This is a genomic window from Saccharopolyspora karakumensis (assembly GCF_004349225.1).
Classification (GTDB): domain Bacteria; phylum Actinomycetota; class Actinomycetes; order Mycobacteriales; family Pseudonocardiaceae; genus Saccharopolyspora; species Saccharopolyspora endophytica.
In genome coordinates this window covers 1-24,054 of sequence record NZ_SMLA01000064.1, presented here as the reverse complement: position 1 = coordinate 24,054, position 24,054 = coordinate 1, and the positions used below count along the sequence as shown (strand labels likewise).

Annotated in this window: 21 protein-coding genes and 1 pseudogene; 15 read left to right on the top strand and 7 right to left on the bottom strand. The window is 70.4% G+C overall.

Going from position 1 to position 24,054, the window contains the following annotated elements:
• Positions 1–109 precede the first annotated feature (109 nt).
• The 7 genes from E1202_RS27250 (at position 110) to E1202_RS27220 (ending at position 7,370) form a co-directional block, all read left to right on the top strand.
• Positions 110–2,647, top strand: a complete 2,538-nt coding sequence (locus E1202_RS27250) for a sensor histidine kinase (protein ID WP_132686169.1) — start codon at positions 110–112, stop codon at positions 2,645–2,647.
• On the top strand, positions 2,648–3,328 hold the full coding sequence (locus E1202_RS27245; protein WP_132686167.1) for a response regulator: 681 nt from the start codon (positions 2,648–2,650) through the stop codon (positions 3,326–3,328). It abuts the gene before it with no gap.
• Positions 3,329–3,456: 128 nt separating this feature from the next.
• Positions 3,457–3,828 (top strand): hypothetical protein, encoded by a 372-nt coding sequence (locus E1202_RS27240; RefSeq protein ID WP_235879049.1) that lies wholly within the window; start codon positions 3,457–3,459, stop codon positions 3,826–3,828.
• Complete coding sequence (locus E1202_RS27235) at positions 3,825–4,427, top strand: DUF3558 family protein (RefSeq protein ID WP_132686166.1); 603 nt, start codon at positions 3,825–3,827, stop codon at positions 4,425–4,427. The genes E1202_RS27240 and E1202_RS27235 overlap by 4 nt, the downstream gene beginning before the upstream one ends.
• 9 nt (positions 4,428–4,436) lie before the next feature.
• Complete coding sequence (locus tag E1202_RS27230) at positions 4,437–5,768, top strand: PPE domain-containing protein (RefSeq protein ID WP_132686164.1); 1,332 nt, start codon at positions 4,437–4,439, stop codon at positions 5,766–5,768.
• A gap of 2 nt (positions 5,769–5,770) precedes the next feature.
• A complete protein-coding gene (locus E1202_RS27225; RefSeq protein WP_132686162.1) occupies positions 5,771–6,616 on the top strand; it encodes an ESX secretion-associated protein EspG in 846 nt (281 codons plus the stop codon).
• A gap of 139 nt (positions 6,617–6,755) precedes the next feature.
• The gene (locus E1202_RS27220; protein WP_132686161.1) at positions 6,756–7,370 is read left to right on the top strand and encodes a nucleoside/nucleotide kinase family protein; all 615 of its coding nucleotides are present in this window, start codon (positions 6,756–6,758) and stop codon (positions 7,368–7,370) included.
• 1 nt (position 7,371) lies between these two features.
• Here E1202_RS27220 and E1202_RS27215 read toward each other — a convergent pair whose 3' ends face one another.
• A complete protein-coding gene (locus tag E1202_RS27215; RefSeq protein ID WP_132686159.1) occupies positions 7,372–7,560 on the bottom strand; it encodes a hypothetical protein in 189 nt (62 codons plus the stop codon).
• Between the two features lie 33 nt (positions 7,561–7,593).
• Here E1202_RS27215 and E1202_RS27210 point away from each other — a divergent pair, with 33 nt between their 5' ends.
• Both E1202_RS27210 and E1202_RS27205 read left to right on the top strand, forming a co-directional pair.
• Positions 7,594–8,157 (top strand): hypothetical protein, encoded by a 564-nt coding sequence (locus E1202_RS27210; protein ID WP_132686157.1) that lies wholly within the window; start codon positions 7,594–7,596, stop codon positions 8,155–8,157.
• Positions 8,158–8,188: 31 nt separating this feature from the next.
• On the top strand, positions 8,189–8,473 hold the full coding sequence (locus E1202_RS27205; protein WP_132686155.1) for an acylphosphatase: 285 nt from the start codon (positions 8,189–8,191) through the stop codon (positions 8,471–8,473).
• Positions 8,474–8,539: 66 nt separating this feature from the next.
• Here E1202_RS27205 and E1202_RS33050 read toward each other — a convergent pair whose 3' ends face one another.
• Together E1202_RS33050 and E1202_RS31600 are read right to left on the bottom strand one after the other, a co-directional pair.
• Positions 8,540–8,791 (bottom strand): hypothetical protein, encoded by a 252-nt coding sequence (locus tag E1202_RS33050; RefSeq protein WP_408007457.1) that lies wholly within the window; start codon positions 8,789–8,791, stop codon positions 8,540–8,542.
• Positions 8,782–9,075, bottom strand: a complete 294-nt coding sequence (locus E1202_RS31600; RefSeq protein WP_165944010.1) for a hypothetical protein — start codon at positions 9,073–9,075, stop codon at positions 8,782–8,784. Before E1202_RS31600 ends, E1202_RS33050 begins: the two co-directional genes overlap by 10 nt.
• Positions 9,076–9,702: 627 nt before the next feature.
• On the opposite strand from E1202_RS31600, the gene smc reads away from it, so the two are divergent.
• A complete protein-coding gene (smc, locus tag E1202_RS27190; protein ID WP_132686151.1) occupies positions 9,703–13,353 on the top strand; it encodes a chromosome segregation protein SMC in 3,651 nt (1,216 codons plus the stop codon).
• Here the strand turns inward: smc and E1202_RS27185 are convergent.
• A complete protein-coding gene (locus E1202_RS27185; RefSeq protein WP_165944009.1) occupies positions 13,350–13,691 on the bottom strand; it encodes a zf-HC2 domain-containing protein in 342 nt (113 codons plus the stop codon). The genes smc and E1202_RS27185 overlap by 4 nt on opposite strands.
• A 194-nt stretch (positions 13,692–13,885) precedes the next feature.
• Here E1202_RS27185 and E1202_RS27180 point away from each other — a divergent pair, with 194 nt between their 5' ends.
• The gene (locus tag E1202_RS27180) at positions 13,886–14,557 is read left to right on the top strand and encodes a hypothetical protein (protein ID WP_132686147.1); all 672 of its coding nucleotides are present in this window, start codon (positions 13,886–13,888) and stop codon (positions 14,555–14,557) included.
• A gap of 64 nt (positions 14,558–14,621) precedes the next feature.
• Here the strand turns inward: E1202_RS27180 and E1202_RS27175 are convergent.
• The 3 genes and pseudogenes from E1202_RS27175 to E1202_RS27165 all read right to left on the bottom strand — a co-directional run bounded on the left by E1202_RS27175 (position 14,622) and on the right by E1202_RS27165 (position 18,947).
• Positions 14,622–15,790, bottom strand: a pseudogene (locus tag E1202_RS27175) (IS30 family transposase).
• Between the two features lie 431 nt (positions 15,791–16,221).
• Positions 16,222–17,721 carry a sodium:solute symporter gene (locus E1202_RS27170; RefSeq protein WP_132686145.1) on the bottom strand — a complete coding sequence of 500 codons (1,500 nt, stop codon included), beginning with the start codon at positions 17,719–17,721 and terminating at the stop codon, positions 16,222–16,224.
• Positions 17,722–17,729: 8 nt separating this feature from the next.
• Positions 17,730–18,947: an anhydro-N-acetylmuramic acid kinase gene (locus E1202_RS27165; protein WP_207918940.1), complete on the bottom strand. Its 1,218-nt coding sequence runs from the start codon at positions 18,945–18,947 to the stop codon at positions 17,730–17,732.
• Between the two features lie 126 nt (positions 18,948–19,073).
• Here E1202_RS27165 and ftsY point away from each other — a divergent pair, with 126 nt between their 5' ends.
• The 4 genes from ftsY (at position 19,074) to E1202_RS27145 (ending at position 23,847) form a co-directional block, all read left to right on the top strand.
• Positions 19,074–20,510 (top strand): signal recognition particle-docking protein FtsY, encoded by a 1,437-nt coding sequence (ftsY, locus tag E1202_RS27160; RefSeq protein WP_132686143.1) that lies wholly within the window; start codon positions 19,074–19,076, stop codon positions 20,508–20,510.
• Positions 20,511–20,829: 319 nt separating this feature from the next.
• Positions 20,830–22,050: a CynX/NimT family MFS transporter gene (locus E1202_RS27155; protein WP_235879048.1), complete on the top strand. Its 1,221-nt coding sequence runs from the start codon at positions 20,830–20,832 to the stop codon at positions 22,048–22,050.
• A 121-nt stretch (positions 22,051–22,171) separates the two neighbouring features.
• On the top strand, positions 22,172–23,512 hold the full coding sequence (locus E1202_RS27150; protein ID WP_132686141.1) for an ammonium transporter: 1,341 nt from the start codon (positions 22,172–22,174) through the stop codon (positions 23,510–23,512).
• On the top strand, positions 23,509–23,847 hold the full coding sequence (locus E1202_RS27145) for a P-II family nitrogen regulator (protein WP_132686139.1): 339 nt from the start codon (positions 23,509–23,511) through the stop codon (positions 23,845–23,847). The genes E1202_RS27150 and E1202_RS27145 overlap by 4 nt, the downstream gene beginning before the upstream one ends.
• Positions 23,848–24,054 lie beyond the last annotated feature (207 nt).

Below are 24,054 nucleotides of genomic sequence, written 5' to 3'. Positions count from 1 at the left end.
GTCGGTCAGCCGAGACTGAGGGCGCCTCGGTCGCGGAGGCCGGGGCGCCGGCGATGTCACCGGATGATGTTCGGCGCTAATAACAGCGGGCAGTAGGAGACTGGACGTCGTGGAACAGGGGCGAAAGCGCGGTGAGCTGCGGATATACCTCGGGGCGGCGCCGGGGGTCGGCAAGACCTACGCGATGCTCAACGAAGCGCACCGCCGGGCCGGGCGCGGCACCGACGTGGTCGCCGGGTTCATCGAGGACCACGGTCGCGCCAAGACCGCGGCGCTGCTCGACGGCCTGGAGGTGCTGCCGAGGGCGGAGAGGTCCCATCGCGGAATCGCGCTGACCGAGTTCGACGTGGACGGGATGCTCGCGCGCCGGCCCGAGGTCGCCGTCGTCGACGAGCTCGCCCACACCAACGCCCCCGGCAGCCGCAACGAGAAGCGCTGGCAGGACGTCGAGGAACTCCTCGACGCCGGCATCACCGTGCTCTCCACCGTCAACGTCCAGCACCTGGACAGCCTCAACGACGTCGTGGAGACCATCACCGGAGTCCGCCAGCAGGAAACCGTCCCCGACGAGGTGGTCCGCAGGGCGGGGCAGATCGAGCTGGTCGACATCACCCCGCAGGCGCTGCGCCGCCGCATGGCCCACGGCAACGTCTACCCGGCCGAGCGGGTCGACGCGGCCCTGGGCAACTACTTCCGCACCGGCAACCTCACCGCGCTGCGCGAGCTGGCCCTGCTGTGGCTGGCCGACCAGGTGGACGTGGCGCTGCGCCGGTACCGGGCCGAGGAGCAGATCACTGCCACGTGGGAGACGCGGGAACGGGTCGTGGTCGCGGTGACCGGCGGACCGGAGAGCGAGACGCTGATCCGCCGGGCCCGCCGGATCGCCGCTCGCGCCGGGGCCGAGCTGCAGGTCGTGCACGTCCTGCGCGGCGACGGGCTGTCCGGGACGTCCCCTCGCGCGCTGGGCAAGGCGCGCAAGGTCGCCGATGCCGTGGGCGCCAGCTTCCACACCGTCGTCGGCGACGACGTCCCGGAAGCGCTTCTGGAGTTCGCCCGCGCCGCCGACGCCACCCAGCTCGTGCTGGGAACCTCTCGCCGATCGCGCTGGGCGCGGGTGTTCGACGAGGGGATCGGTTCGACCACCGTGCAGAAGTCGGGGCCGATCGACGTGCACATGGTCACCCACGACGAGGCGGGAACCAGGCGGCTGCTGAAGAACCTGGCCCGCAACCCGCTGTCGGCGACCCGCCAGGCGTGGGGCTGGGTGCTCGCGGTGGTGCTGCCCGCGCTGGTCACGGTGATCGCCACGACGTGGGTCGACGTCGCGGTGTCCACCGACGTCGTCGGCTACTTCCTGACCACGATCGTGGTCGCGATGGTGGGAGGAATGGCCCCCTCGATCGCGGCCGCGCTGCTGGCGGGCGGGCTGCTGAACTTCTTCCTCACCGAACCGCGCTACTCGCTGATGGTCACCGATCCGGAGAACGTGGTCACGCTGGTCGGGATGATGCTGGTCGGGGTGCTGGTGGCCTTCACCGTCGACCGGGCGGCCCGGCTCGCCGAGCAGGCGGCCCGCGCCGGCACGGAGGCGGCCTTGCTCACCTCCTACGCCCGCACCGTGCTGACCCATCCGGCGCCCCTGGCCCGGCTGCTGGAGAAGGTCGCCGAGAACTTCGGCCTCACCTCGGTGGCCCTGCTGGAGCGCGTCGACGACTCCTGGCGGGTCGCCGCGAGCACCGGGGGAGATCCGTGCCGGCGACCCGATGAGTCCGATGTGGACATCGAGGTGACCAAGGACGCCCACCTGTCGCTGCGCCGCGCGGGGAAACGATCCCTTCCCGCCGCCGATCGCGTGGTCCTGGAAGGCGCTGCCGGGCAGGCGCTGCTGGCGCTGCGGCAGCAGCGGATGGCCGAGGGCGCCAGCGAGGCGCAGCGCCGCGCCGACGCCACCCAGCTGCGCACCGCCCTGCTGTCGGCCGTGGGCCACGACCTGCGCACCCCGCTGGCCTCGATCAAGGCGTCGGTGAGCAGCCTGCGCGCCCCCGACCTCCAGCTGTCCCCGGACGACACCGCGGAACTCCTGGCGGGAGTGGAGGAATCCGCCGACCGGCTCACCCGGCTCGTCGACAACCTGCTCGACTCCTCGCGCCTGGCCACCGGCGCCGTCACACCGCGGCTGCAGCCCGTCGGCTACGACGAGGTCGTCGCCCGCGCGCTGGCGGGCCTGGACGGGCGGCACCACATCGACCTCGACATCTCCGAGCTGTTGCCGCGCGCGATGGCCGATCCCGGGCTGCTGGAGCGGGTCGTGGCCAACGTCGTGCAGAACGCGCTCAAGTACGGGCGGCCGGGTGGAGGGCGCATCCGGGTCGGCGCCAGCGCCCACGCCTCCCGGGTCGAGCTGCGCGTCGTCGACCACGGGCCAGGACTTCCCGCCGGTGCCGACGACGACGCGTTCGCGCCCTTCGAGCGGCTCGGCGAGCACGGCGAGCGGGGTGACGCGGGACCGGGTGGTGTCGGCCTCGGGCTGAGCGTGGCGCAGGGTTTCGTGGACGCGATGAGGGGAACCATCCGCGCGGAGGACACTCCTGGTGGCGGGCTGACGATCGTGGTCTCGCTACCTGCGGCGGACCGACAGGGGGAGTAGATGTCCAAGGTCCTGGTGGTCGACGACGAACCGCAGCTGCTGCGCGCCCTGCGCATCAACCTGGCCGCTCGCGGGCACCAGGTGCTCACCGCCGTCGACGGGAGGTCGGCGCTGCGCGCGGCCGGTGACGGCAAACCCGACGTCGTCGTGCTGGACCTCGGGTTGCCGGACCTCGACGGCACCGAGGTGATCGCCGGGCTGCGCGGGTGGACGACGGTTCCCATCATCGTGCTGTCGGCCCGCACCGACTCCGCTGACAAGGTCCACGCCCTCGATGCCGGAGCCGACGACTACGTCACCAAACCCTTCGGCATGGACGAACTCCTGGCGCGGCTGCGCGCCGCAGTCCGCCGGGCCAGCACCAGCGGCTCGGCCGACCAGCCGGTGGTCGAGACGGCGACCTTCACCGTCGACCTCTCGGCGAAGAAGGTCCTGCGCGACGGCGTCGAGATCCACCTCACGCCCACCGAGTGGGGAATGCTGGAACTGCTGGCGCGCAACCAGGGTCGCCTCGTGGCGCAGAAGCAGCTGCTGCACGAGGTCTGGGGCCCGCAGTACGCCAACGAGACCCACTACCTGCGCGTTTACCTCGCCCAGCTCCGCCGCAAGCTGGAGCTCGACCCCAGCCGCCCCCGCCACCTGCTGACCGAGCCGGGAATGGGGTACCGGCTGGAGCTCTGACCCTTCTCGTGCGCGCTCGCGAATAGGGGTGGGAAGTTCCCGGAAGTGGGTGCTGGGCGGGTTGGAGCGCTGCTACTGTCGGTTCCGATCGGGTGATCAAATGCCGCCGCGACCTGGGGGTTTCCGCGATGACGACACCACCACCGCCTCCCGCCCCGGATGCGGGTGTTGCCGGGCAGACCATCACGGTCAACAAGGACAACGTCCTCCAGGTCCGCAGGACCATCCTGGCCGCGGCCGAGGACGCGAGCGAGCGGCTCAACGACCTCGCTCCGAGCCTGGCCGTCAGCCCGCCGGCCCGCGACGAGATCTCCCAGCGCGCCGCAGCGGTCTGGACCGCGAACCTGCTGGGGAACCCCGACTCGCACTTCCGCCGCTTGCAGCAGTACGTGGACAACGTGGTCGCGCTCGGGGAGCAACTGGGCGAAGCCGCCAGGCAGTACGGGTACACCGATGAAGAGATCAGCGCTTCGTTCCAGTCGAAGCGGGGACCGCAGTGAGAGGGATCCCGGTGCGCTTCGGTAGCCGGTTCGCAGCGGGGATCCCCGCTGCAGCCGTGATCGCGTTGGCCGGTTGCACGGTGAACGGTCCCGACCCGGTGCCACCCGCCCCGAAGCCCGAGTCGATGAACCTCCCGCAGCGTCCTCAGGATCTGCCCGTCGAGGGCAAGCAAGACGCCGACGTGTGCACTTGGATGAGTGCCGAGCAGGCGAGATCTATGCAGTTGGGTCCCGGTGCGCCGTTGCCCAAGGACGGCAGCAACTACAACGGGTGCGGCTACCTCGGCGATACGGGTGCCGCGCGGTTCGCCATCGGCGTGCGCATCGTGCCGGAGCCGATCGAGCTGCTCCTGCAGAAGATCAACTCGAGCCCGGGAACGCGGCAGGTATACGAGCTCAACGGATTCGGCACCGTGCAGAGCCAGATCAACGGTGGCGAGAGCCTCGGCTGCGACGCGTTCATCGACGCGGCGGAAGGCCAGACGGTCTGGGTCAACATGCAGCTGCAGACGCCCGGTGCCATGAACGCCGACCAGATGTGCGAGAAGGCCCAGACGGCGGCGCATTCCGCTGTCAGCACGTTGCAGGCTCAGAGCTAGGGGGCTGGCGTGACCTACATCGATCCGATCCGCGACATCCGGTTCACGGGGATGGACATCCCCGAGCTCCAGGAGTGGATCGCTCAGATCAAGCAAGGCCAAGGAACCCAGGCGATGCAGGGAGCCGTTCGCGCGTTGGACAAGTGCGTGCAGGTCGTGGTCGACCTCGACGACACGCTGCGCCGCGAGCTCGGCAAGCTGCACGTCGAATGGGAGGGCAGCGCAGGCAGTCTCGCCGCCGAGGCGACCCGGCAGCAGAGCGTGGCCCTCGGCAACGCCCCCGATCCGCTCGCGGTGTCCGCGAGCAGCGTCGACGCGCAGGCCGGCGGGTACGAGTCGGCGCGGCACCGGCTGCCCAACGCCGAGGAGCTGCGGCACAAGCAGTCGGAGAACGTCTTCGAGTGGGCCGGCGGTGGGTTCGGCTACGAGAGCGACTACGACGAGGAAGCCAAGAAGATCGAGGCGGAGAAGCAGGCCGCGCAGGCGGCGCTGTCGAACTACCGCGACACGTCGGTCGAGCAGGCCCAGGCCTACCAGCCGCTGCCGACGATGCCCGCCGCCGCGGTGGTGCCCGCGGCGTCGTCCGGGTCCACGCCCTCGGCCGGGATCGGATCGTTCGGGACCGCCACGGGCGGTTCCCAGGGAGACCTCGCCGGTGGCACGGTCGTCGGTGGCGCGGTCGCCGGCGGTCAGGTCGGCGGTGGTCAGGTCGGGGGTGACCGGCCGGGTGCGCCGAGGACGCCCGTCGAGCAGCCGTTGGCCGGGCAGCCGCCCGCGGGGAGGCGTCCCGGAGACCAGGAACGCCCCGGTGACCAGGAGCGTCCCGACCGGGGTGAGGACGAGCACGCCGCCGAGTTCGACGCAGATCCGGACCCGCGGGCCGGGGCCGACGACGGCGGAGTCAGCGCGGGGACGGTCCTCGGCATCGCAGCCGGTGGTGCCGCGGTGGCCGGGATCGGCGCGTACGCGGCGAGCAAGGCCATCGGCGGCCGGCTCCCGGCGACCGCGTCCGGTCCGAAGGTCGTGCCCGGCGCGGGCGAGTCGAAGACTCCCACGACGCGGGGCGGGACCATCGGCGGAGGTCCCGGCGACACGGTGGCGGGCAAGGCCGCGGGCAGCACCCCGGGCAGCCGGCCCGCACCGGGATCGATGATGTCGCCGGCGGCCACGCGCGGTGAGAAGCCGGGCGAGGACTCCGAGCACGAGAACAAGTACACCGCCGAGGAAACCCCGTTCGACGACGACCGGCTGGTCGCTCCCGCGGTGCTGGGCCACGTCGAGCCGGCGGCCACCGAGAGCGAAGACGAAGACGACGAGGACGAGCTGGAGAAGCAGGACTGACGTTGCGCCCCGGAGCCGAAGCCGACCCGATCTACCTGTCCGCGCTGGAGTTCGACGTCGTCTGCGAGGCGGCCGGGTTCGACGAGCGACGCCACATCATCCTCGACGTGCCCAGCCCGGGCCCCACCTACACCGAGCGCGCGGAACTCGTCGCGCAGGCGTGGGAGTCGTTGCGGCACAAGCGACTCGCCGAGACCAAGCGCGACCGGGTCGAGGTGGAGTTCGCCGACCTGCTCGCACTGCTGGACCGGCCGCAGCGCAGCATCGACGTCCGCATCTGGGCCGATCGCCCGATCCGCGCGCTGGCCTGCGCGAACGGCGGTGAAGGGCTGCTGACCGTCGTGGACGGCGACGTGGTCGAGATGACCCCGATCAGGGGCGGTTCGCTGGCCGAGGCCGCCGTGTCGGTCGCCGGTGATGTACCGCCCGGTCCCGGGCGCGCGGTCAGCCTGCCCAACGGTGCCCTGCGCACGGCATCGGACGTCGCCGGAGCGGGGAACCCGTTGGTCTTCACCGACGAGCTGCGCATCCTCGGAGTCGCTCACGACGACGCTGCGGACGTCGCGAACATGGCCAACAACATGGGCATTCGCGGCCAGTTCGGGGCGGAGGGCAGCGCGGGCCGCGGCAAACCCGCCCGCGCCGGCCGCGTGGTGGCCTTCCACGACACCGATCGTGGCCGCTACCTGCACGTGGTTCGCAGCAGCGGCGACGGCCGGGCCTGGAGCACCATCGCACCGGCCGACAACGGCCGTCTCGCCGAGTACGTCCGGGAACTCCTCGCCGAGGTCTGGGACGACTCCGCCGCCCACGACTTCAGTGGAAATCCGTACTCCGATTTCCGCTGAGATCCGGCCACTTCGGGGTGGTGCGGTTCTGGTTCGAACCGTCCACGATCGATGTCCGGTACGTCGGTTCGGTCCGAAACCGTCGACTGGTGAGGGTTGCGCAAGCGGGAGTGCGGGGCGGCGGAATTAGGGTGGGGTCGTGTATTCGGAGTTGATCTCGCGGGCGAAGCGCCTCGCGGAGAGCGGGACGCGAGCGATCCTGGGGATCGCCGGAGCGCCCGGAGCGGGCAAGGGAACCGTGGCCGAGCGGGTGCTCAGCGAGGTCGCCGACTCCGCCGTGCTGGTGCCGATGGACGGGTTCCACCTGGCCAACGAGCAGCTGCGGCGGTTGGGTCGGGCCGACCGCAAGGGAGCGCCGGACACCTTCGACGCCGCCGGCTACGTCGCGCTGCTGCGGCGGATCCGGGAAGGCTCGGAGGCCGTGTTCGCGCCCCGGTTCCACCGCGAGATCGAGGAGTCCTTCGCCGCCGAGATCGTCGTGGAGCCCGACGTCCCGCTGGTGATCACCGAGGGCAACTACCTGCTGCTGGAAACCCCGCCCTGGTCGCAGGTGCGCGGGCTGCTCGACGAGTGCTGGTTCCTCGCGCCCGACGACGAGGTGCGCGTGCAGCGGCTCATCGACCGCCACGTCCGCTACGGCCGGTCACCGGAGGCCGCGGCCGAGTGGGTCCGCCGCAGCGATGAGCGCAACGCCGCCCTCGTCGCGGGCACCCGCCACCGCGCGGATCTCGTCGTGGAGGGCGACCCGAGCTGACTCAGCGCTGCTCGAGTTCCGCGCGCACGTCGTCGGGGATGCGGCCGGTGTGGTCGATCGGCGTCCACGCCTCGCTGCGGATCCACTGCGAGCCGCAGCCCCGGCAGGCCAGCAGCGGAAGTCCGTCGAGCTGGGCGGGAGTCCGATGCCACGAGCACAACGACCGGCACGCGTGCACTGCCAGCGACATCAGTGCGAGGTCTGGGTCGAGCTGGGGCCGTGCGTGGCGGTGGGCTCCGGCGGGTCGGGCTCGGTGGTGGTGGTCGGCGTCGGCGACGGGCGGGTGGGCGATGGCCTGGTCGGCGTCGGGCGCGGCGTCGTCGTGGTCGGGCTCGGAGGTGGCGGCGGCGGTGCCTGCGTCGCCGACGGCGTCGTCGACGACGAGCTGCGCGTGGTCGACGATTCCTCGCTGGTGGTGGAGGTCTCCGAGCTCGTGGTGCCGGTGATCGGCGGGCCCGGGGGCATCGGCGGCGCCGTCGTGTACGAGGTGGCGCTGCTGCGCGTGGTGGTGGGGTGCAGCGTGATGTCCGGGCCCGCGGACTCGCGCTTGTCGGATCCGGCCACGACCGCTGCCGTCGTCGCGAAGATCGTGGCCACCGCGATGCCGGACGCGGCGAGCATCACCAGGCGCTTCGGCCGGGCGTCCGGGTCTTCCACGTCTAACGGGTCCATCGGTGCCCCAACTCGTGTCGGTTTGTCCTCGTCCCCCGCGGTCACCGGCTCGCGCCGGGATCTGGCGGATCATACCGGCAGCGGGATTGGTCTCGATCAGCTGCCGGTGATGTGACCTCGGAGCGGGCACGGCATCATCGGGGACCGTGACGGAATCGGAACGGGCACGACTGATCGCGCGGGTGCACGGGCAGGTTCAGGGCGTGGGTTTTCGCTGGTGGACGCGATCTCGCGCGCTGGAGCTGGGACTCGTCGGCAGCGCCACCAACCTCCCCGCCAGCCGGGTCGAGGTCGTCGCCGAGGGACCGCGGGAAGAGTGCGAAAAACTCCTGGAGGCGCTGCGTTCCGGCAGGACACCCGGTCGGGTGGATCACGTCGCCGAGCTGTGGATGGAACCCAAGGGCGGCCTGACGGGCTTCGTCGAGCGGTAAACTGCTTGGACCTGGGGACGAGTCCTAGGCGGCTCGGCCCGTGTGGTCTTTGCTTGCGCTCTCGTCTCACGGCTGGCTGCGGCGAGACGGGTCGCATCGCCCACCACTAGGTGGGGTGGGGCATGTGCACGAATACCCACGCCGAGCGCGCGCGGTCGCGCACGTTGACCCCGGCGACGACGTCAGCTGGTCCAGCGAACCCGCACCGACGACAAGAAAAGAAATCCCGGGTGGCTCGGTTGGCCCGCTCGGTGTGTCCACACCCCCGTAGTGGCAGCGTTGCGAGGTGTAGGCCGCGTCCACCTCGATCACCGGCACCCCCACGCGCCGCGCCTTGTAAGCGATGAACGTGCCGAGCGACGGCCAGGACGATTGTGTGGCCCGCTGGTCGCGTCGAACCGTGACACACGCTCACGGATGCCCTCGAGGTCCTCGAGGGCGATGCCGCGTTCGGTGCGTTGGGCGACGGCCACCACGCCTTCGGCGATCGAGTGATTGATGTGCGCGGCGTGCCGCGCCTCCCGCTTGGCTCGCTTCTTGAGCAGGCGTGCGGCGGAGCGGGTGCGCTTGGCCTGGATCTCCGCCTTCTTCCGAGCCTGCACCTGCGGTAACGAACCAATCCACGGCCGGAATAGTTGGTCGCATCGCTGGTGGTGGCCAGGTTGTTGATCCCCGGTCCACCCCGACCCAATCCCGAGGCTCGAACTCCGGTTGCTCGGGAATTTCGCAGACGGCGAGCAGGAACCACTTGCCGTCCCTGAAAACCAAGTCAGACTCTCCCCGACGATGCTCGATCAGGGGCCTCAGATCATTGGGCGAGGAGGCGAACGCGATGTTCTTCAACCGCCCGTGCATGGTCCAGATCGACACTGTGCGCTGGTCGTAGTTTACGCCGACCTCAGAGGCCGTGGTCTCGGAGCTCAGGCCGCGCAACACGTCATCAAGCGTGTCGGCGATGCCTCAGCTTCACCTGCACCATGGTCTTCACACCCGGACTATGACAGCGATCACCGACAAGCCGCTTTTACCAAGCAGAAGATCATGGCTGAAGAGCGGGTCAGGTGTAGGACGCCGTTCCTCGTGCATCGGGAGCTCAATTTCCACACCGGAGCCGGCCGGAGGATCCTGCGATGAGCGCTGAACCAGCGGTTCTGCGTCGAGCGGACCTCGATCGACGGTAGAGTCCCGCGGACGTGGTCGCGTAACCGACGGGAAGGTCGACGGCAGCCGTGCATCTCAAGAGCCTGACGCTGAAGGGGTTCAAGTCCTTCGCCTCGGCCACGACGCTGCGCTTCGAACCCGGCATCACCTGCGTCGTCGGACCCAACGGCTCCGGCAAGTCCAACGTCCTCGACGCCCTGCGCTGGGTGATGGGCGAGCAGGGCGCCAAGGACCTGCGCGGCGGCAAGATGGAGGACGTGATCTTCGCGGGCACCGCGGGCCGCGCCCCGCTGGGCCGCGCCGAGGTCACGCTGACCATCGACAACGCCGACGGCGCGCTGCCGATCGAGTACACCGAGGTCTCCATCACCCGCCGGATGTTCCGCGACGGCGCCAGCGAGTACGAGATCAACGGCAACACCTGCCGGCTGATGGACGTGCAGGAACTGCTGTCGGACTCCGGCATCGGCCGCGAGATGCACGTCATCGTCGGTCAGGGCCAGCTGGCGTCGATCCTGCAGGCCAAGCCGGACGAGAACCGCCGCCTCATCGAAGAGGCCGCCGGCGTGCTCAAACACCGCAAGCGCAAGGAAAAGGCGCTGCGCAAGCTCGACGCGATGCAGGCCAACCTGACGCGCCTGACCGACCTCACCAGCGAGCTGCGGCGACAGCTCAAGCCGCTGGGCAAGCAGGCCGAGATCGCCCGCAAGGCGCAGACCGTGCAGGCCGACCTGCGCGACGCCAGGCTCCGGATCATCGCCGACGACCTGGTCACGGCCCGCGCGGACCTGGCCCGCGACGAGGCCGATCAGGAGACCGCGCGCGCCAAGCGCACCGAGGTCGAGCGGGCCCTGCAGTTCGCCCAGTCCGAGGAGAAGACCCTCGAAGAGGCCGTCGCCGCCGACGCGCCGCGCCTGAACAAGGCCCAGGAGACCTGGTACCGGTTGTCGGCGCTGGAAGAACGCCTGCGCGGCACGCTGCGGCTGGCCGCTGAACGGCACCGGCACCTCACCGAGCAGACCGAGGAGCAGCGCTCCGGTCGCGACCCCGACCAGCTCGACGCCGAGGCCGAGGAGGCCGCCGAGCAGGAGATCGAGCTCCGCGAGCAGGTCGAGGAGGCGCGCGAAGCCCTTCAGGACGTGGTGCAGCGCCGCTCCGAACTGGAATCGCAGCTCAAGCAGGCCGAACAGGCCCACATGGCGGCGGTGCGGGCAATCGCCGACCGGCGCGAAGGCGCCGCCCGCCTGTCCGGCCAGGTCGAGTCGCTGCGCGGGAAGGTCAGCGACAGCGCCGACGAGATCGAGCGCCTCAGCGAATCCCTGGAGGAGGCCACCGCTCGCGCCGAGGAGGCGAACGGCGCGCTGGCCGACGCCGAGGAGGAGAGCGGCGGCTACGACTCCGACGACGCCGGCCTGCAGGAACGCCGCGAGAACGCGGCGCAGGCGCGCGACGCCGCCCGCGCGCGGGTGGAGGAGCTGGTCAAGCAGGAGCGCGCTGCGGAACGCGAGATCGCGTCGTGGAAGGCGCGGGTCGAGGCCCTGTCGATGGGTCTGCAGCGCAAGGACGGCGCCGGTGCCCTGCTGGCCGCCGGTGACCGGGTGCCCGGGCTGCTGGGATCGGTCGCCGCGCTGCTCACCGTCGAAACCGGTGCCGAGGCCGCGCTCGCCGCTGCGCTGGGCGCGGTCGCCGACGCGGTCGTGGTGCGCGGTGTCACCGACGCGGTGACCGCGCTGAACCTGCTCAAGTCCGACGACGCGGGTCGTTCCGGCGTGGTGATCGGTTCCGACGCCGACGTCGACCGCTCGCACTGGCCGCAGCTGCCCGGTTCGGCCCGGTGGGCGGTGGACCTGATCGCCGCTCCGGACGAGCTCCGGGGTGCGGTGCTCAGCGCGCTGGACCAGGTCGTGGTGGTCGACACCCTCGACGCCGCGCGGGAAGTCGTGCAGGCCCATCCGAGCGTGCGGGCGGTGACCTCGACCGGTGACGTGCTCGGCGCGCACTGGGCCACCGGAGGTTCGGACGACAAGCAGAGCGTCATCGAGGTCCGCGCCGCCGTCGACGAGGCCGAGAGCGAGCTCGCCGCCGCCGAGCGCAGGCTGGAGCAGCATTCGGCCGCGCTGGAAGGCGCTCGCGCCGAGGAGGAGTCGCGGCGCGCCGAGGCCCGTGCCGCGCAGGAGCAGATCAACGAGGCCAAGGTCGCTCGCGCTCGCAGCACCGAGCGGTTGTCGAGCCTGCAGCGCGCCGCCCGCAACGCGACCTCCGAGGTCGAGCGGATCTCCGAGCAGCGCGTCAAGGTCGAGCAGACCCGCGACCAGTCGCTGGTGAAGCTCGCCGAGCTCGAAGAGCGCCTCGACGCGGTGAAGAACGAGCAGGAAGAGGCCGCCGAGCCCGACACCGACGAGCGCGACCGCCTCTCCACCGAGCTCACGGCGGTGCGTCAGCAGGAGATGGACGCGCGGCTGACCCAGCGCACCGCCGAGGAGCGTGCTCGCGCCGTGCAGGGCCGGGCCGATCAGCTGCGCCGCGCCGCACGTCACGAGCGCGAGACCCGCGCTCGCGCCGCGGCCGCCCGCGAGGCCCGGGAACGCGCCGCCCGCGTCACGCGCGCCGTCATCGACGGAGCCGAGACCGCGCTGGAGCGGATCGCGGTGTCGCTGCAGGCCGCGACCGAGGAGCGAGACGTCGCGCAGGCCAAGCAGAGCGAGCACGAGCAGGCCCTCGGCGTGATCCGCGCCCGCGTCCGCGAGCTGTCCGGTGAGCTGGAGAAGCTGACCGATGCGGTGCACCGCGACGAGGTGGTGCGCGCCGAGCAGCGGTTGCGGATCGAGCAGCTCGAAACCAAGATCATCGAGGACTTCGGGATCGGGTTGGACGACCTGGTCGACGAGTACGGCCCGACCGTGCCGGTGCCACCGAGCCCCGCCGAGGTCGCCGAGTACGAGGCGGCGAAGGAACGCGGCGACGAGGTCAGCGCCCCGCCGCCGGTGCCCTTCGACCGGGCGACCCAGGAGCGGCGCGCCAAGCGCGCGGAGAAGGACCTGTCGCTGCTGGGCAAGGTCAACCCGCTGGCGCTGGAGGAGTTCGCGGCGCTGGAGGAGCGCTACAAGTTCCTGTCCACCCAGCTGGAAGACCTCAAGGACAGCCGCCGCGACCTGCTCAGCGTGGTCAAGGAGGTCGACGAGAAGATCCTGGAGGTCTTCAGCTCCGCTTTCGAGGACGTGGCCAAGGAGTTCGAGGTCGTCTTCAAGGTCCTGTTCCCGGGCGGCGACGGCCGCCTGACCCTGACCGATCCCGGCGACATGCTCAGCACCGGTGTGGAGGTCGAAGCGCGTCCGCCGGGCAAGAAGGTCAAGCGGCTGTCGCTGCTGTCCGGTGGCGAGAAGTCGCTGACCGCGGTGGCGATGCTCGTGGCGATCTTCCGCGCCCGTCCCTCGCCGTTCTACGTGATGGACGAGGTCGAGGCGGCGCTGGACGACACCAACCTGCGCCGCCTGATCACGCTGCTCGATCAGCTGCGCGCCACCTCGCAGCTGATCATCATCACGCACCAGAAGCCGACGATGGAGATCGCCGACGCGCTCTACGGCGTGACGATGCGTGGCGACGGCATCACCCAGGTCATCTCGCAGCGCCTGAAGGGCAAGGCGGACGAGAAGTCCGACGAACCCGAGCCCGAAGGCGCCCCGGAAGAGGGCGACGTCGCCTCGGTCCTGGACTAGATCCCGCCCCAGGCGTAGCCGACGCCGAAGGCGACCAGCGCGGCCACCAGGACGATGCCGAGCATCAGCGTCCAGCCCGGTGCGGTCTCCCGGTGCGGGTGCCGCAGCACCTCGTGATCAGCGGTGATGCGTTGCGGTGCGGCGCGGTTCCACAGGTCGGGGCGGCGCAGGTCGGCTTGGCAGTCGGCGCATTCGGCCAGATGCGTGCGCATCATCAGCCAGTCGACGTCGTCGAGGTCGCCGACCGCGTAGGCGTCCAGCCTGCTCTGGAACTCCCGGTGATCGGTGCCGTGCGCGGTGGGCGATCCGGCCCGGCTCCTGTGGACGAAGATCCCCATTGCTCCTTGATCGGCTCGTCGCCACCAGGACTGAAGGGCTGTGCGCAGGCATTGCGGACGGGGGTTTGGGGGCAGGCGAACGCATGCGCGAAGATGGGCGTGATCCGGCATCTCACCGGGCGAGGAGTCGGCGTCGTGCTCCCGCGAGCACCACCCCGAGTGCGGGGACCGAGGCAGGCACTAGGAGATTCTTGATGACCAACCCGTACGGCCCCCTGCCAGGGCAGTCGCCGTATCCGCAGCAGGGCGCTCAGGTGCCCCCCGGTTACGGTCCGCCGTCCGGCCCGATGCCGCAGCAGCCGATGCCCCAGGGCTACCCGCAGCAGCAGGGATATCCGCCGCAGGGCTACCCCCAGCAGGGCCCCGGCTACCCGCAGTCCGGGCCGATGCCGCAGATGCCCCCGCAGCAGATGCAGCAGATGCCTCCGCACCAGCAGATGCCGCAGCAGCAGATGCCTCCGCAGTTCCCGCCGCCTCCGCCCGGCATGGGGCGGCTGCTGATCGACTGCTCGTACCACTGGTTGATGCTGGCGTTCCTGCTGTTCAAGCCGCAGGTGACGATCAACGGTCAGCCCGGGCCTGTGCTGACCTGGGGCAAGAACCCGATCGACCTGCCGCCCGGGCAGCACCAGATCCGGGTGCACGTGAACTACCTGTGGAAGGTCGGGCACGCGACCGCGGTGATCCCGGTCGGAGCCGGCCAGCAGCTCGACGTGTACTACAAGCCCCCGGCGATGGTCTTCATGGACGGCGCGATCGGCCCGACCCCGCAGGAGACCCCGGGACTGGGCCTGACCATCGGCATCAGCATCGCCGCGTTCGTCCTGGTACTCCTCGTCGGCCTCCTGCCCCTGGCCTTCGCCTGACCCGCAGGCACAACGCGGCCCCGGTGACTGGCGGATTCTTGGGGTCCTCGCAACACCTGATGGCTTATGTGGTTGTCAGTAGATCACGCAGGCGCTCGGCTGGAGTCTTCCAGCCGAGCGTTTTGCGTGGTCGGCTGTTGAGTTGTTGGGCGACGTGTTCGAGGTCTGCGGCGCTGTGGGTGGACAGGTCGGTGCCTTTGGGGAAGTACTGGCGTAGCAGGCCGTTGGTGTTCTCGTTCGATCCGCGTTGCCAGGGTGAGTGCGGATCGCAGAAATACACAGGCACTCCCGTGGCAACGGTGAACTGCTTGTGCGCGGCCATCTCACAACCCTGGTCCCAGGTCAGGGAACCACGCAGGTGCTCTGGCAGGGTCTGGAACAGCGGTATCAGCACGTCGCGGACTTCCTCGGCGGTGTGCCTGCCGGGCAGGTGCCCGAGCATGACATAGCGGGTGGAGCGCTCGACCAGGGTTGCGATCGCGGACTCGCTGCGGGTGCCGACGATCAGGTCGCCTTCCCAGTGGCCGGGCACGGCCCGGTCGGCGACCTCGGGCGGACGCTCGGAGATCATCACCATTTCGTCGGCGAACCGCGGTGTGCGCCGGTTCGGTGCGCGGTGTGGTGTGCGGCGGGTGCGCCCGGTGCGCAGGGCGTCAGCGACCTCACGCCGCAGCCCGCCACGGGCCTGGACATAGATCGCTTGGTAGATCGTCTCCGTACTCACCCGCATGCCCTCGTCGTCGGGGAACTCGATGACCAGAGCGTGGCAGATCTGCTCGGATGACCACCGCTGCTGCAGCCGAGCGGCGGCAACCGGCCATCCTGGGCGAGCTTGGATTCCTTGGGGCGTGGCCGGCTCTTCGCCCACGCCCGCTGTGCCCGGTGCGGCCGGTAGACCCCTTCGGAACTGCGGGCATCGATCTCGCGTTTGATCGTGGACGCCGACCGGCCCAGCGCCCGCCCGATCGCCCGCAGCGATTCGCCTGCCCCATGCCGGTCAGCGATCTGCTCTCGCTCGGCCAGGGTGAGGAACCGAGGATGTAGCTCCGCCTCGACCGCAGCAAGAGACGGCTCCGATCCAACGCCGTTGATCGTGGTCACGCCAGTCTTGTAGTCGATCCGGCGGCCGTCCGGGTGCAGGCGCGCGTCACCGATCTTGCGGATGCCACGGTCCCAGTCCCTCGCCGTGCGTTCGTGGACCCCGGCTTGCACCGCGGCATCTCGCCTCCGCACTCCGGCCGCGCGCAACCGCTCATACTTCGCCCGACCGGGATGCGTCACGCCCCCATTTCCCCGGCCCGAAACACCCACCTTGCGCGCCCACCCGAATGCCGCATTCCGGTTCACCCCGACCTCCCGAGCAGCAGCCGAAATACTGCCACCCTCTCGCTCCAACGCCTCGAAAACCTCGCCCTCGACCCCGCAGAAACCACGATCCCCGCAACTCCCTGAAATCCAGGGTGTTGCGGGGATCGCCAGAACCCGCGATCTGGACCGGGGGCCGCGTTCGCGTCAAACCCCGAAAATCGCCGTATTCAGGCCTCCGATTACCGCCGTATTCCGATCCCTCCGGCAACGGCGGTCTACCCGGTACCTGGTTACCGCCGTTTTCCGGTCCGGGATTACCGCCGCAATCAGGGACCTGGTTGCGGCGGTAATCCGTGTTAGACGGTTTCGGGGACGGATTCTTCGGCGTCCCGGCTGTGGCGGAGGGAGAGCAGGCCGCCGACCACGAGGGTCACGATCACGCCCAGCGGGGTGTACCAGGGGAATGCCAGCGACGTCTCGCCGCCTTCGCCGTCGGGGAAGCTCACGCCGATGACGAAGTACAGCACCACCGCGATGGTCGCGACGAACGCGATGATCGCGTCGGCCTGCCGCGCGCGCTTGACCAGCAGCCCCAGCAGGAACGCGCCCAGCAGCGCGCCGTAGGTGTAGCTGGCGATGCTCAGACCGACCTCGACCACCGGGTTCTCGGTGCTGGTGAACATCGACGCGAACACCACGAACACCACCGCCCACACCAGCGTCCACAGCTTGCCCATCTTCAGCACGGCCGCGTCGTCGAGCGGTTTCTTCGACAGCCGCTGGTAGAGGTCGCTGACCGTCGAGGTCGACAGCGAGTTCAGCGAGGACGCCAGGGTGCTCATCGCGGCGGCGAGGATGCCGGCGATGAACAGCCCGGAGATGCCCGGCGGCAGGTCGTTGACGATGAACTGCGGGAACAGCTCGTCGGAGCTGGCCAGCCCCATCGAATCCGGCGTGGCGCCCTTGAAGAACGACCACAGCATGGTGCCGATGAACAGGAACAGCCCGAACTGCAGCGCCACCACGACACCGCTGGCGATCAGCGCCCGCCGGCCGTCCTTGAGGTCCTTGCAGGCCAGCAGGCGCTGCACCATCAGCTGGTCGGCGCCGTGCGAGGCCATCGCGAACACCGCGCCACCGATCACCGCGGTGAAGAACGCGTACTGGTCGGTGATGATCGACGAGGAGAAGTCCAGCAGCTGGAACTTGCCCTCGGCCATCGCCGTGGAGAACCAGTCGCCGGGGAGCTTGCCGAACAGGATGATCCCGGCCAGGATCGCGCCGCCGATGTAGACGAACATCTGGATCGCGTCGACCCACACCACGGCCTTGATGCCCCCGAAGTACGTGTAGATCACGGTCAGGACCGCCAGCAGCGCGATGATCTGCCAGTACGACAGGTGCACGTCGAACGCCGCGAGCATCACCTTCACCGGGATCGCCGTGGCGAACAGCCGCAGGCCGTCGGCGAGCAACCGGGTGATCAGGAACGTCACCGACGCGGTGCCCTGCAGGCCGGTTCCGAAGCGCTGGCCGAGGAAGGCGTAGGCGCTCACCAGGTTTCCGGCGAAGTAGCGGGGCAGCAGCACGAAGGAGACCACGATGCGGCCGATCAGGTAGCCGATCGCCAGCTGCAGGTAGGTGAAGCTGCCGAGGTAGGCCACTGTCGGCACGCTGATCACGGTCAGCGTCGAGGTCTCGGTGGCCACCACCGAGAAGCACACGGCCCACCAGGGGAGTTGCCGCCCGCCGACGAAGTAGTCCTGCGAGCTCTTCTGCTTGCCGCTGAGCAGCAATCCCAGGGCCGGCATCGCGATCAGGTACAACCCGATCACGACGAGGTCGAGCGATCGCATCTGGCCTCCTAGTTCGTTGCGGCGGACCGCATGATCAGCCGCCGGGGCTGGGTGGTGGCGGGTTCGGGCAGTCGCAGGCCGGTCGCGCCCGGAGTGATGCTGCCCAGGACTCGGGGGCCGGCGGCCCCCGTGGTTCCGGGCGTGTTGCCGGGGAGACCGTTCCAGGTCAGGAAACCGAGCAGCGCGGTGAGCAGGGCTTCCTTGCTGTCGGAGGGCATCCCGAGATCGTCGCTGACCAGCACCGGGACGTCCAGCTCTCGGCGAAGTGCTGCCAGCAGCACGGGGTTGTGCACGCCGCCGCCGGCGACGACGACGCGTCCGGCGCCTTCGGCCCGGCAGGCGTCGGCGATGGTGCGCGCGGTCAGCTGGGTCAGGGTCGCGAGCAGGTCGGCGTCCGAGACGGGCTCGCCGAGCTCGTCGAGCGCGCGGGCGAGGTAGCCGGAGTTGAAGTGCTCCTTGCCGGTCGACTTCGGCGCGGGCAGCCGGTAGTACTCGTCGTCCAGGAGGTTCGTGAGCAGGTCTTCGCGCACGGTCCCGGAGGCGGCCAGCGCGCCGTCGGTGTCCTGCGGCTTGCCGGTCCGCTGCTGCGCGGCGAGGTCGATCAGAGCGTTGCCGGGGCCGGTGTCGTAGGCCAGCGGCTCCGGCCCGCCGACCACGGCGATGTTGGCGATCCCACCGATGTTCAGCGCCACCGGTGTCCCCGATTTCAGTGGAACTCCGGTCCCCGGTTCCCACTGAACTCCGGGATCTCCGAGCCAGAGGGAGTCGAGGACGCCGGCGAGGGGAGCGCCGTGGCCGGAGGCGGCGACGTCGCGGGTGCGCAGGTCGGAGATGACCGGCAGGCCGGTGGCCTCGGCGATCCAGGCCGGTTGGCCGATCTGGAGGGTGCCGTGGGCACGGCCGCCTTCGACCCAGTGGTAGATCGTCTGGCCGAGCGAGGAGACGAAGTCGGCTTCGCCGCCCGCCAGTTCCACGCCCCGGAGTGCGGCGTCGGCGAAGCACCGGCCGACGAGGGTGTCGAGGCGGCAGAAGGTCTCGGCGTCGAGGACCCCCGGCGGCAGCGCCGCGAGGAGGTCTTCGCGCAGGTCGGCGGGGTAGGCGAGGGTGTGATCGCCGAGCGGGCGGAGCTCGATCGTCTCGCCGTCGAGGCGCAGCTCCGCCGCGACGACGTCGATGCCGTCCATCGACGTTCCCGAGAGCAGCCCCACCACTCGCCACCAGCGCATACCTGTGGTGTATTGCACACGGGCATGAAAAAGCAAGCACTATGTGGCCATTGTTGGTGAATTGCTCACGTGACTGCCCGGCAGGTGCCTGGTGGAAGCGGTTAGAGCAGGTGGGAGGATGGGCGGGTGACCACCGAAACCCTGATTCTGATCGTCGTCGTTGTCGCGGTGGTGCTGGCTCTCGCCGTGGTCGCCGGTGTGGTGCTCAACCGCCGTCGGCGGATCAGCCTGCGCGAGAAGGACGAAGCCGACGCGCCCACCGCCGTCAAGGGCGGCGGCTACCAGACCGGTAGCGGCATCAGCTTCGCCAGCGGCGCCGCGACCGCCGAGCCCGAGGCCGCGGCCGAACCCGCCGCGCCGGAGCACCCGGTCGAAGAGCGCACCGAGGTGGAGGGCCAGCCCGGCGTCGGCGACGACGCGGCGGTCCCGCGCGACACCGAGCGGCGCGGCATCGTCGACGTCGAACTCCCCGAGGACACCGCGACGGCCGAACCCGTCGCGGAACCGGAGGTTCCCGCCCAGCCCACGGCCCCGCCGGAGCCCACGGCCCCGCCGGAGCCCACGGCCCCGCCGGAGCCCGAGGCTCCGCCGGAGCCCGAGGCGCCCGCCGTCGAGGTGGAGGAGATCGAGCCCACCGCCGGTCGCCTCGAGCGGCTCCGCGGCCGGCTGTCCCGCTCCCGCACGACCTTCGGGCAGAGCCTGCTGGGCCTGCTCGGCGCGGGTGACCTCGACGAGGACTCCTGGGAGGAGATCGAGGACACCCTGCTGATGGCCGACCTGGGCGCGGCCACCACCACCGAGATCACCGAGCGGCTGCGCTCCGAGATCGCCTCCCGCGCCGTGCGCAGCTCGGAGGAGGCCCGCACCGTCCTGCGCGAGGTGCTCGTCGACGCGCTCGGCAAGGACATGGAGCGCTCGGTGCGCGCGCTGCCGCACGGCGACCCGGCCGACGGCGGCAAGCCGGCGGTGCTGCTGGTCGTGGGCGTCAACGGCACCGGCAAGACGACGACCACCGGCAAGCTGGCCCGCGTCCTGGTCGCCGACGGCCGGACCGTGCTGCTCGGTGCCGCCGACACCTTCCGCGCCGCCGCCGTCGAGCAGCTGGCGACCTGGGGTGAACGCGTCGGTGCCGAGGTGGTGCGCGGCAACGAGGGAGCCGACCCGGCCAGCGTGGCGTTCGAGGCCGTCAGCCGGGGCAGCGACAGCGCCGTGGACGCGGTGCTGGTCGACACCGCCGGACGGCTGCACACCAAGACCGGTCTGATGGACGAGCTCGGCAAGGTCAAGCGCGTCGTGGAGAAGAAGGCCCAGGTCGACGAGGTGCTGCTGGTCCTCGACGCCACCACGGGGCAGAACGGGCTCATGCAGGCCCGGGTGTTCTCCGAGGTCGTCGACGTCACCGGCATCGTGCTGACCAAGCTCGACGGCACCGCCAAGGGCGGCATCGTCTTCCAGGTCCAGCGCGAGCTCGGCGTCCCGGTCAAGCTCGTCGGCCTCGGCGAGGGGGCGGACGACCTGGCCCCGTTCGAGCCGGGAGCGTTCGTCGACGCCCTGCTCAACTGACCCCGAGCCCGACATGCACGAGGAAGCCCCCGGCACGACTCGCCGGGGGCTTCGTCGTGCCCGGGGCCCTTCGAGAGGGGACTTCGAATTTCGCGCGAGTTCGACCGGGATCTTTCGGACTCGAATGTCGCGCGAAATTCGAACGATGCCTTTCCGGCGGGCGGGTTTTGGGCGGTTCGGGAGCATTTCCGCGCGAGGTGTGCAGGTTCACTGCGCGAGAGTTTGTGGTACGGGCGTTCCATGTAGTTGAGTTGAGCCCGCGACGCCGCCGAGCGGATCTCGTCGCAGTCTGACCAGCTCTTTCGGGAAGGAACGTCGCGTGGGTACCGGAGTCCAGGGGGGAACGCCGCGGACCCAGCGGGTCACCGCCATCGTGACCGTGGTCGTGGTCGTGCTGGTGGCCTTGGCGTTGCGGCCGCCGTTCACGGCGGTGGCGCCGCTGCTGGACCGCATCCAGCGCGACCTCGGGGTCACGGGGACGTTCAGCGGAGTGCTGACCACCCTGCCGGTGGTGTGCCTGGGCGCCTTCGCGTTCGTCGCGCCGCGGCTGCGCCAGCGCTTCGGCGATGAGCGAGTGCTGCTGGGCTGCCTGGTGGTGCTGCTGATCGGCAACTCGCTGCGCGCCTTCGGCGACATCCCGACGCTGCTGGCGGGAACGATCGTGGTCGGCGCGGGCATCGCGGTCGCCAACGTCGCCGTGCCCGGTCTGATCAAGCGCGACTTCCCGCACACGGTCCCGGTGGTCACCGCCGTCTACACGATGTGCCTGACGCTGGGCGGCGCGTTCGCTGCCGCCGCCGTGGTGCCGATCGGGCACGCGCTGGGTTCGGAGTGGCGGGCGCCGCTGGGGCTGCTGGCCGTTCCGGTGCTGGTGGCGCTGGTGATCAGCCTGGTCGCGGTGCGCGGCAGCGCGGTCGCCGCGCCGAAGCCGGTCAGCCCGGGAATCCTGTGGCGCACCCCGCTGGCGTGGCACCTCACCTTCTTCATGGGCTTGCAGTCCTCGCTGGCCTACGTCGTGTTCGGCTGGCTGCCGACGATGTTGCAGAGCCGGGGGATGACCCCGGAGCTGGCCGGGCTGGCGCTGGGCGTGCAGGCGGCGATCCAGGCCGCCGGGTCGATGTCGATCCCGCTGCTGTGCCGGCGCTTGCGCGACCAGCGGCCGATCATCGTGGTGCTGTCGCTGATGCTCATGTTCGGATTCGGCGGCATCCTGCTCGGCCCCACCGGACTGCTGTGGCCCGCGGTGGTGGTGCTGGGCCTGGCCCAGGGCGCGGCGTTCGGCCTGGCGCTGACGCTGCTGGGGCTGCGCTCGCCGGACAGCGACACCACGACCGCCTTGTCCGGCATGGCCCAGGGTGGGGGTTATCTCATCGCCGCGGCGGGCCCGCTGCTCATCGGTCTGCTGCACGACATCTCCGGCGCGTGGACGCTGCCGCTGGTGCTGATCCTGGCCTGCTCAGCGGGCTGGCTGGGCTTCGGGCTCTCCGTCGGCAGGCCCGTCCAGGTCCCGTCGGTGATCGGCCGCGTAACACCGAATTGACGTGCGCATCTGCCCGTAACAGCGGGTGGGTCACATTTCACGCCTGCGTTACAGCACGACGCTTCGCCTGAAACAGGCATTTCCCAAGATGCGGCCAACTCGGTTCGCACGGGGAGGCAATGTGAATTCAGGCGACACCGCATGGGTGCTCGTGAGCGCCGCTCTTGTCCTGCTGATGACCCCAGGGCTGGCGTTCTTCTACGGCGGCATGGTCCGGTCCCGGGGTGTGCTGAACATGCTGATGATGAGCCTCGGCTCGATCGGCGTGATCGGCGTGCTGTGGGTGCTGTTCGGCTACTCGATGGCCTTCGCCACCGACATCGGTGGTCTGGGTCTGCTGGCGAACCCCTTCGAGAACTTCGGTCTGGCGGGCCTGCTCGGTGAGGACTCGCTGTCGGGCACGATCCCGTCGCTCGCCTTCGTCGGCTTCCAGGCGATGTTCGCGATCCTGACGGTCGCGCTGATCTCCGGCGCCATCGCCGACCGCGCCCGCTTCGGCCCGTGGTTGCTGTTCGCCGCGCTGTGGGCGGTCGTGGTGTACTTCCCGGTCGCGCACTGGGTCTTCGACTTCGACGACACCGACGACGCGGGCAACGTGACCGGCGTCGGTGGCTGGATCGCCAACCGCCTGGCCGCGATCGACTTCGCGGGTGGCACCGCGGTCCACATCAACGCCGGTGCCGCCGCGCTGGCCCTGGTGCTGGTGCTGGGCAAGCGCAAGAACTGGCCCAAGGGCGTCGGCAAGCCGCACAACCTGCCGTTCGTGGTGCTCGGCGCCGGGCTGCTGTGGTTCGGCTGGTTCGGCTTCAACGCCGGTTCCGCGCTGGCCGCCGACAACACGGCGGCGTTCGTCCTGGTCAACACGCTGGTCGCCACCAGCGCGGCGATGCTGGGCTGGCTGCTGGTGGAGCGGCTGCGCGACGGTCACGCCACCACGCTGGGCGCCGCGTCGGGCATCGTGGCCGGTCTGGTCGCGATCACCCCGGCCTGCTCGTCGGTGACGCCGCTGGGCGCCATCGCGATCGGTGCGATCACGGGCGCGGCCTGCGCGCTGGCGGTGAGCCTGAAGTTCACGTTCGGCTACGACGATTCCCTCGACGTCGTCGGCGTCCACCTGGTCGGCGGCCTGCTGGGCACGCTGCTGGTGGGTCTGTTCGCCTCGGCGGACGCCCCGGCGGGCGTGGCGGGCCTGTTCTACGGCGGCGGACTGGATCAGTTGTGGCGGCAGGCCGTCGGAGCCTTCGCGGTGCTGATCTACTCCTTCGTGCTCAGCCTGCTCCTGGCCCTGATCGTGAAGGCGACCATCGGCTTCCGGCTGAGCGAGGAGGACGAGGCCGCGGGCATCGACGAGACCGAGCACGCGGAGACCGCGTACCACTTCGGGGATGACCGATCGGGTCGCCGCGCTTCCGCTGCGGCCGGCGACGTCGAAGACCGCAAGCTGGAGGGCAGCCGCGCATGAAGCTGGTGACCGCGATCGTTCAGCCGCAGAAGGTGGACGATCTCAAGGAGGAGCTCGGCAGGCTCGGCGTGCTGGGCATGACCGTGAGCGACGCCGAGGGCTACGGCAGGCAGAAGGGCCACACCGAGGTCTACCGGGGCGCTGAGTACTCGGTGGACTTCATCGAGAAGTCCCGCGTGGAGGTCCTGGTCGACGAGACCGACGTGGACAAGGTCGTCGAGGGGATCGTCAACGCCGCCCGCACCGGCAAGGTGGGCGACGGCAAGGTGTGGGTGACCGCGGTCGAGAGCGTCGTGCGGGTGCGCACCGGCGAGACCGGCGTGGCCGCCATCTGACCTGATCAGACCCCATCGAGCGCCTCCCGGCCGCGAGCCGGGAGGCGCTCTTGTCGCGTTCGTCGGCAGCTTCCCCCGGTGCGGATGCGTACAACTACGCAGTCGCATTCGGGCAGCTTCACGGTCTCGCGACGGCGCTGGTGCGGGCAGACTTCGTGGTGCGACGCGGTGATCAGGGAGGACCGGGGATCGCGCCCGTACTGGGGG

Bases quoted from the DNA above. Each gene is read 5' to 3' on its own strand.
- E1202_RS27245 (WP_132686167.1), top strand. From the start codon at position 2,648: ATGTCCAAGGTCCTGGTGGTCGACGACGAACCGCAGCTGCTGCGCGCC.
- E1202_RS27240 (WP_235879049.1), top strand. From the start codon at position 3,457: ATGACGACACCACCACCGCCTCCCGCCCCGGATGCGGGTGTTGCCGGG.
- E1202_RS27215 (WP_132686159.1), bottom strand. From the start codon at position 7,560: ATGTCGCTGGCAGTGCACGCGTGCCGGTCGTTGTGCTCGTGGCATCGG.
- E1202_RS27185 (WP_165944009.1), bottom strand. From the start codon at position 13,691: ATGGGGATCTTCGTCCACAGGAGCCGGGCCGGATCGCCCACCGCGCAC.
- E1202_RS27180 (WP_132686147.1), top strand. From the start codon at position 13,886: ATGACCAACCCGTACGGCCCCCTGCCAGGGCAGTCGCCGTATCCGCAG.
- E1202_RS27170 (WP_132686145.1), bottom strand. From the start codon at position 17,721: ATGCGATCGCTCGACCTCGTCGTGATCGGGTTGTACCTGATCGCGATG.
- E1202_RS27165 (WP_207918940.1), bottom strand. From the start codon at position 18,947: ATGCGCTGGTGGCGAGTGGTGGGGCTGCTCTCGGGAACGTCGATGGAC.
- E1202_RS27145 (WP_132686139.1), top strand. From the start codon at position 23,509: ATGAAGCTGGTGACCGCGATCGTTCAGCCGCAGAAGGTGGACGATCTC.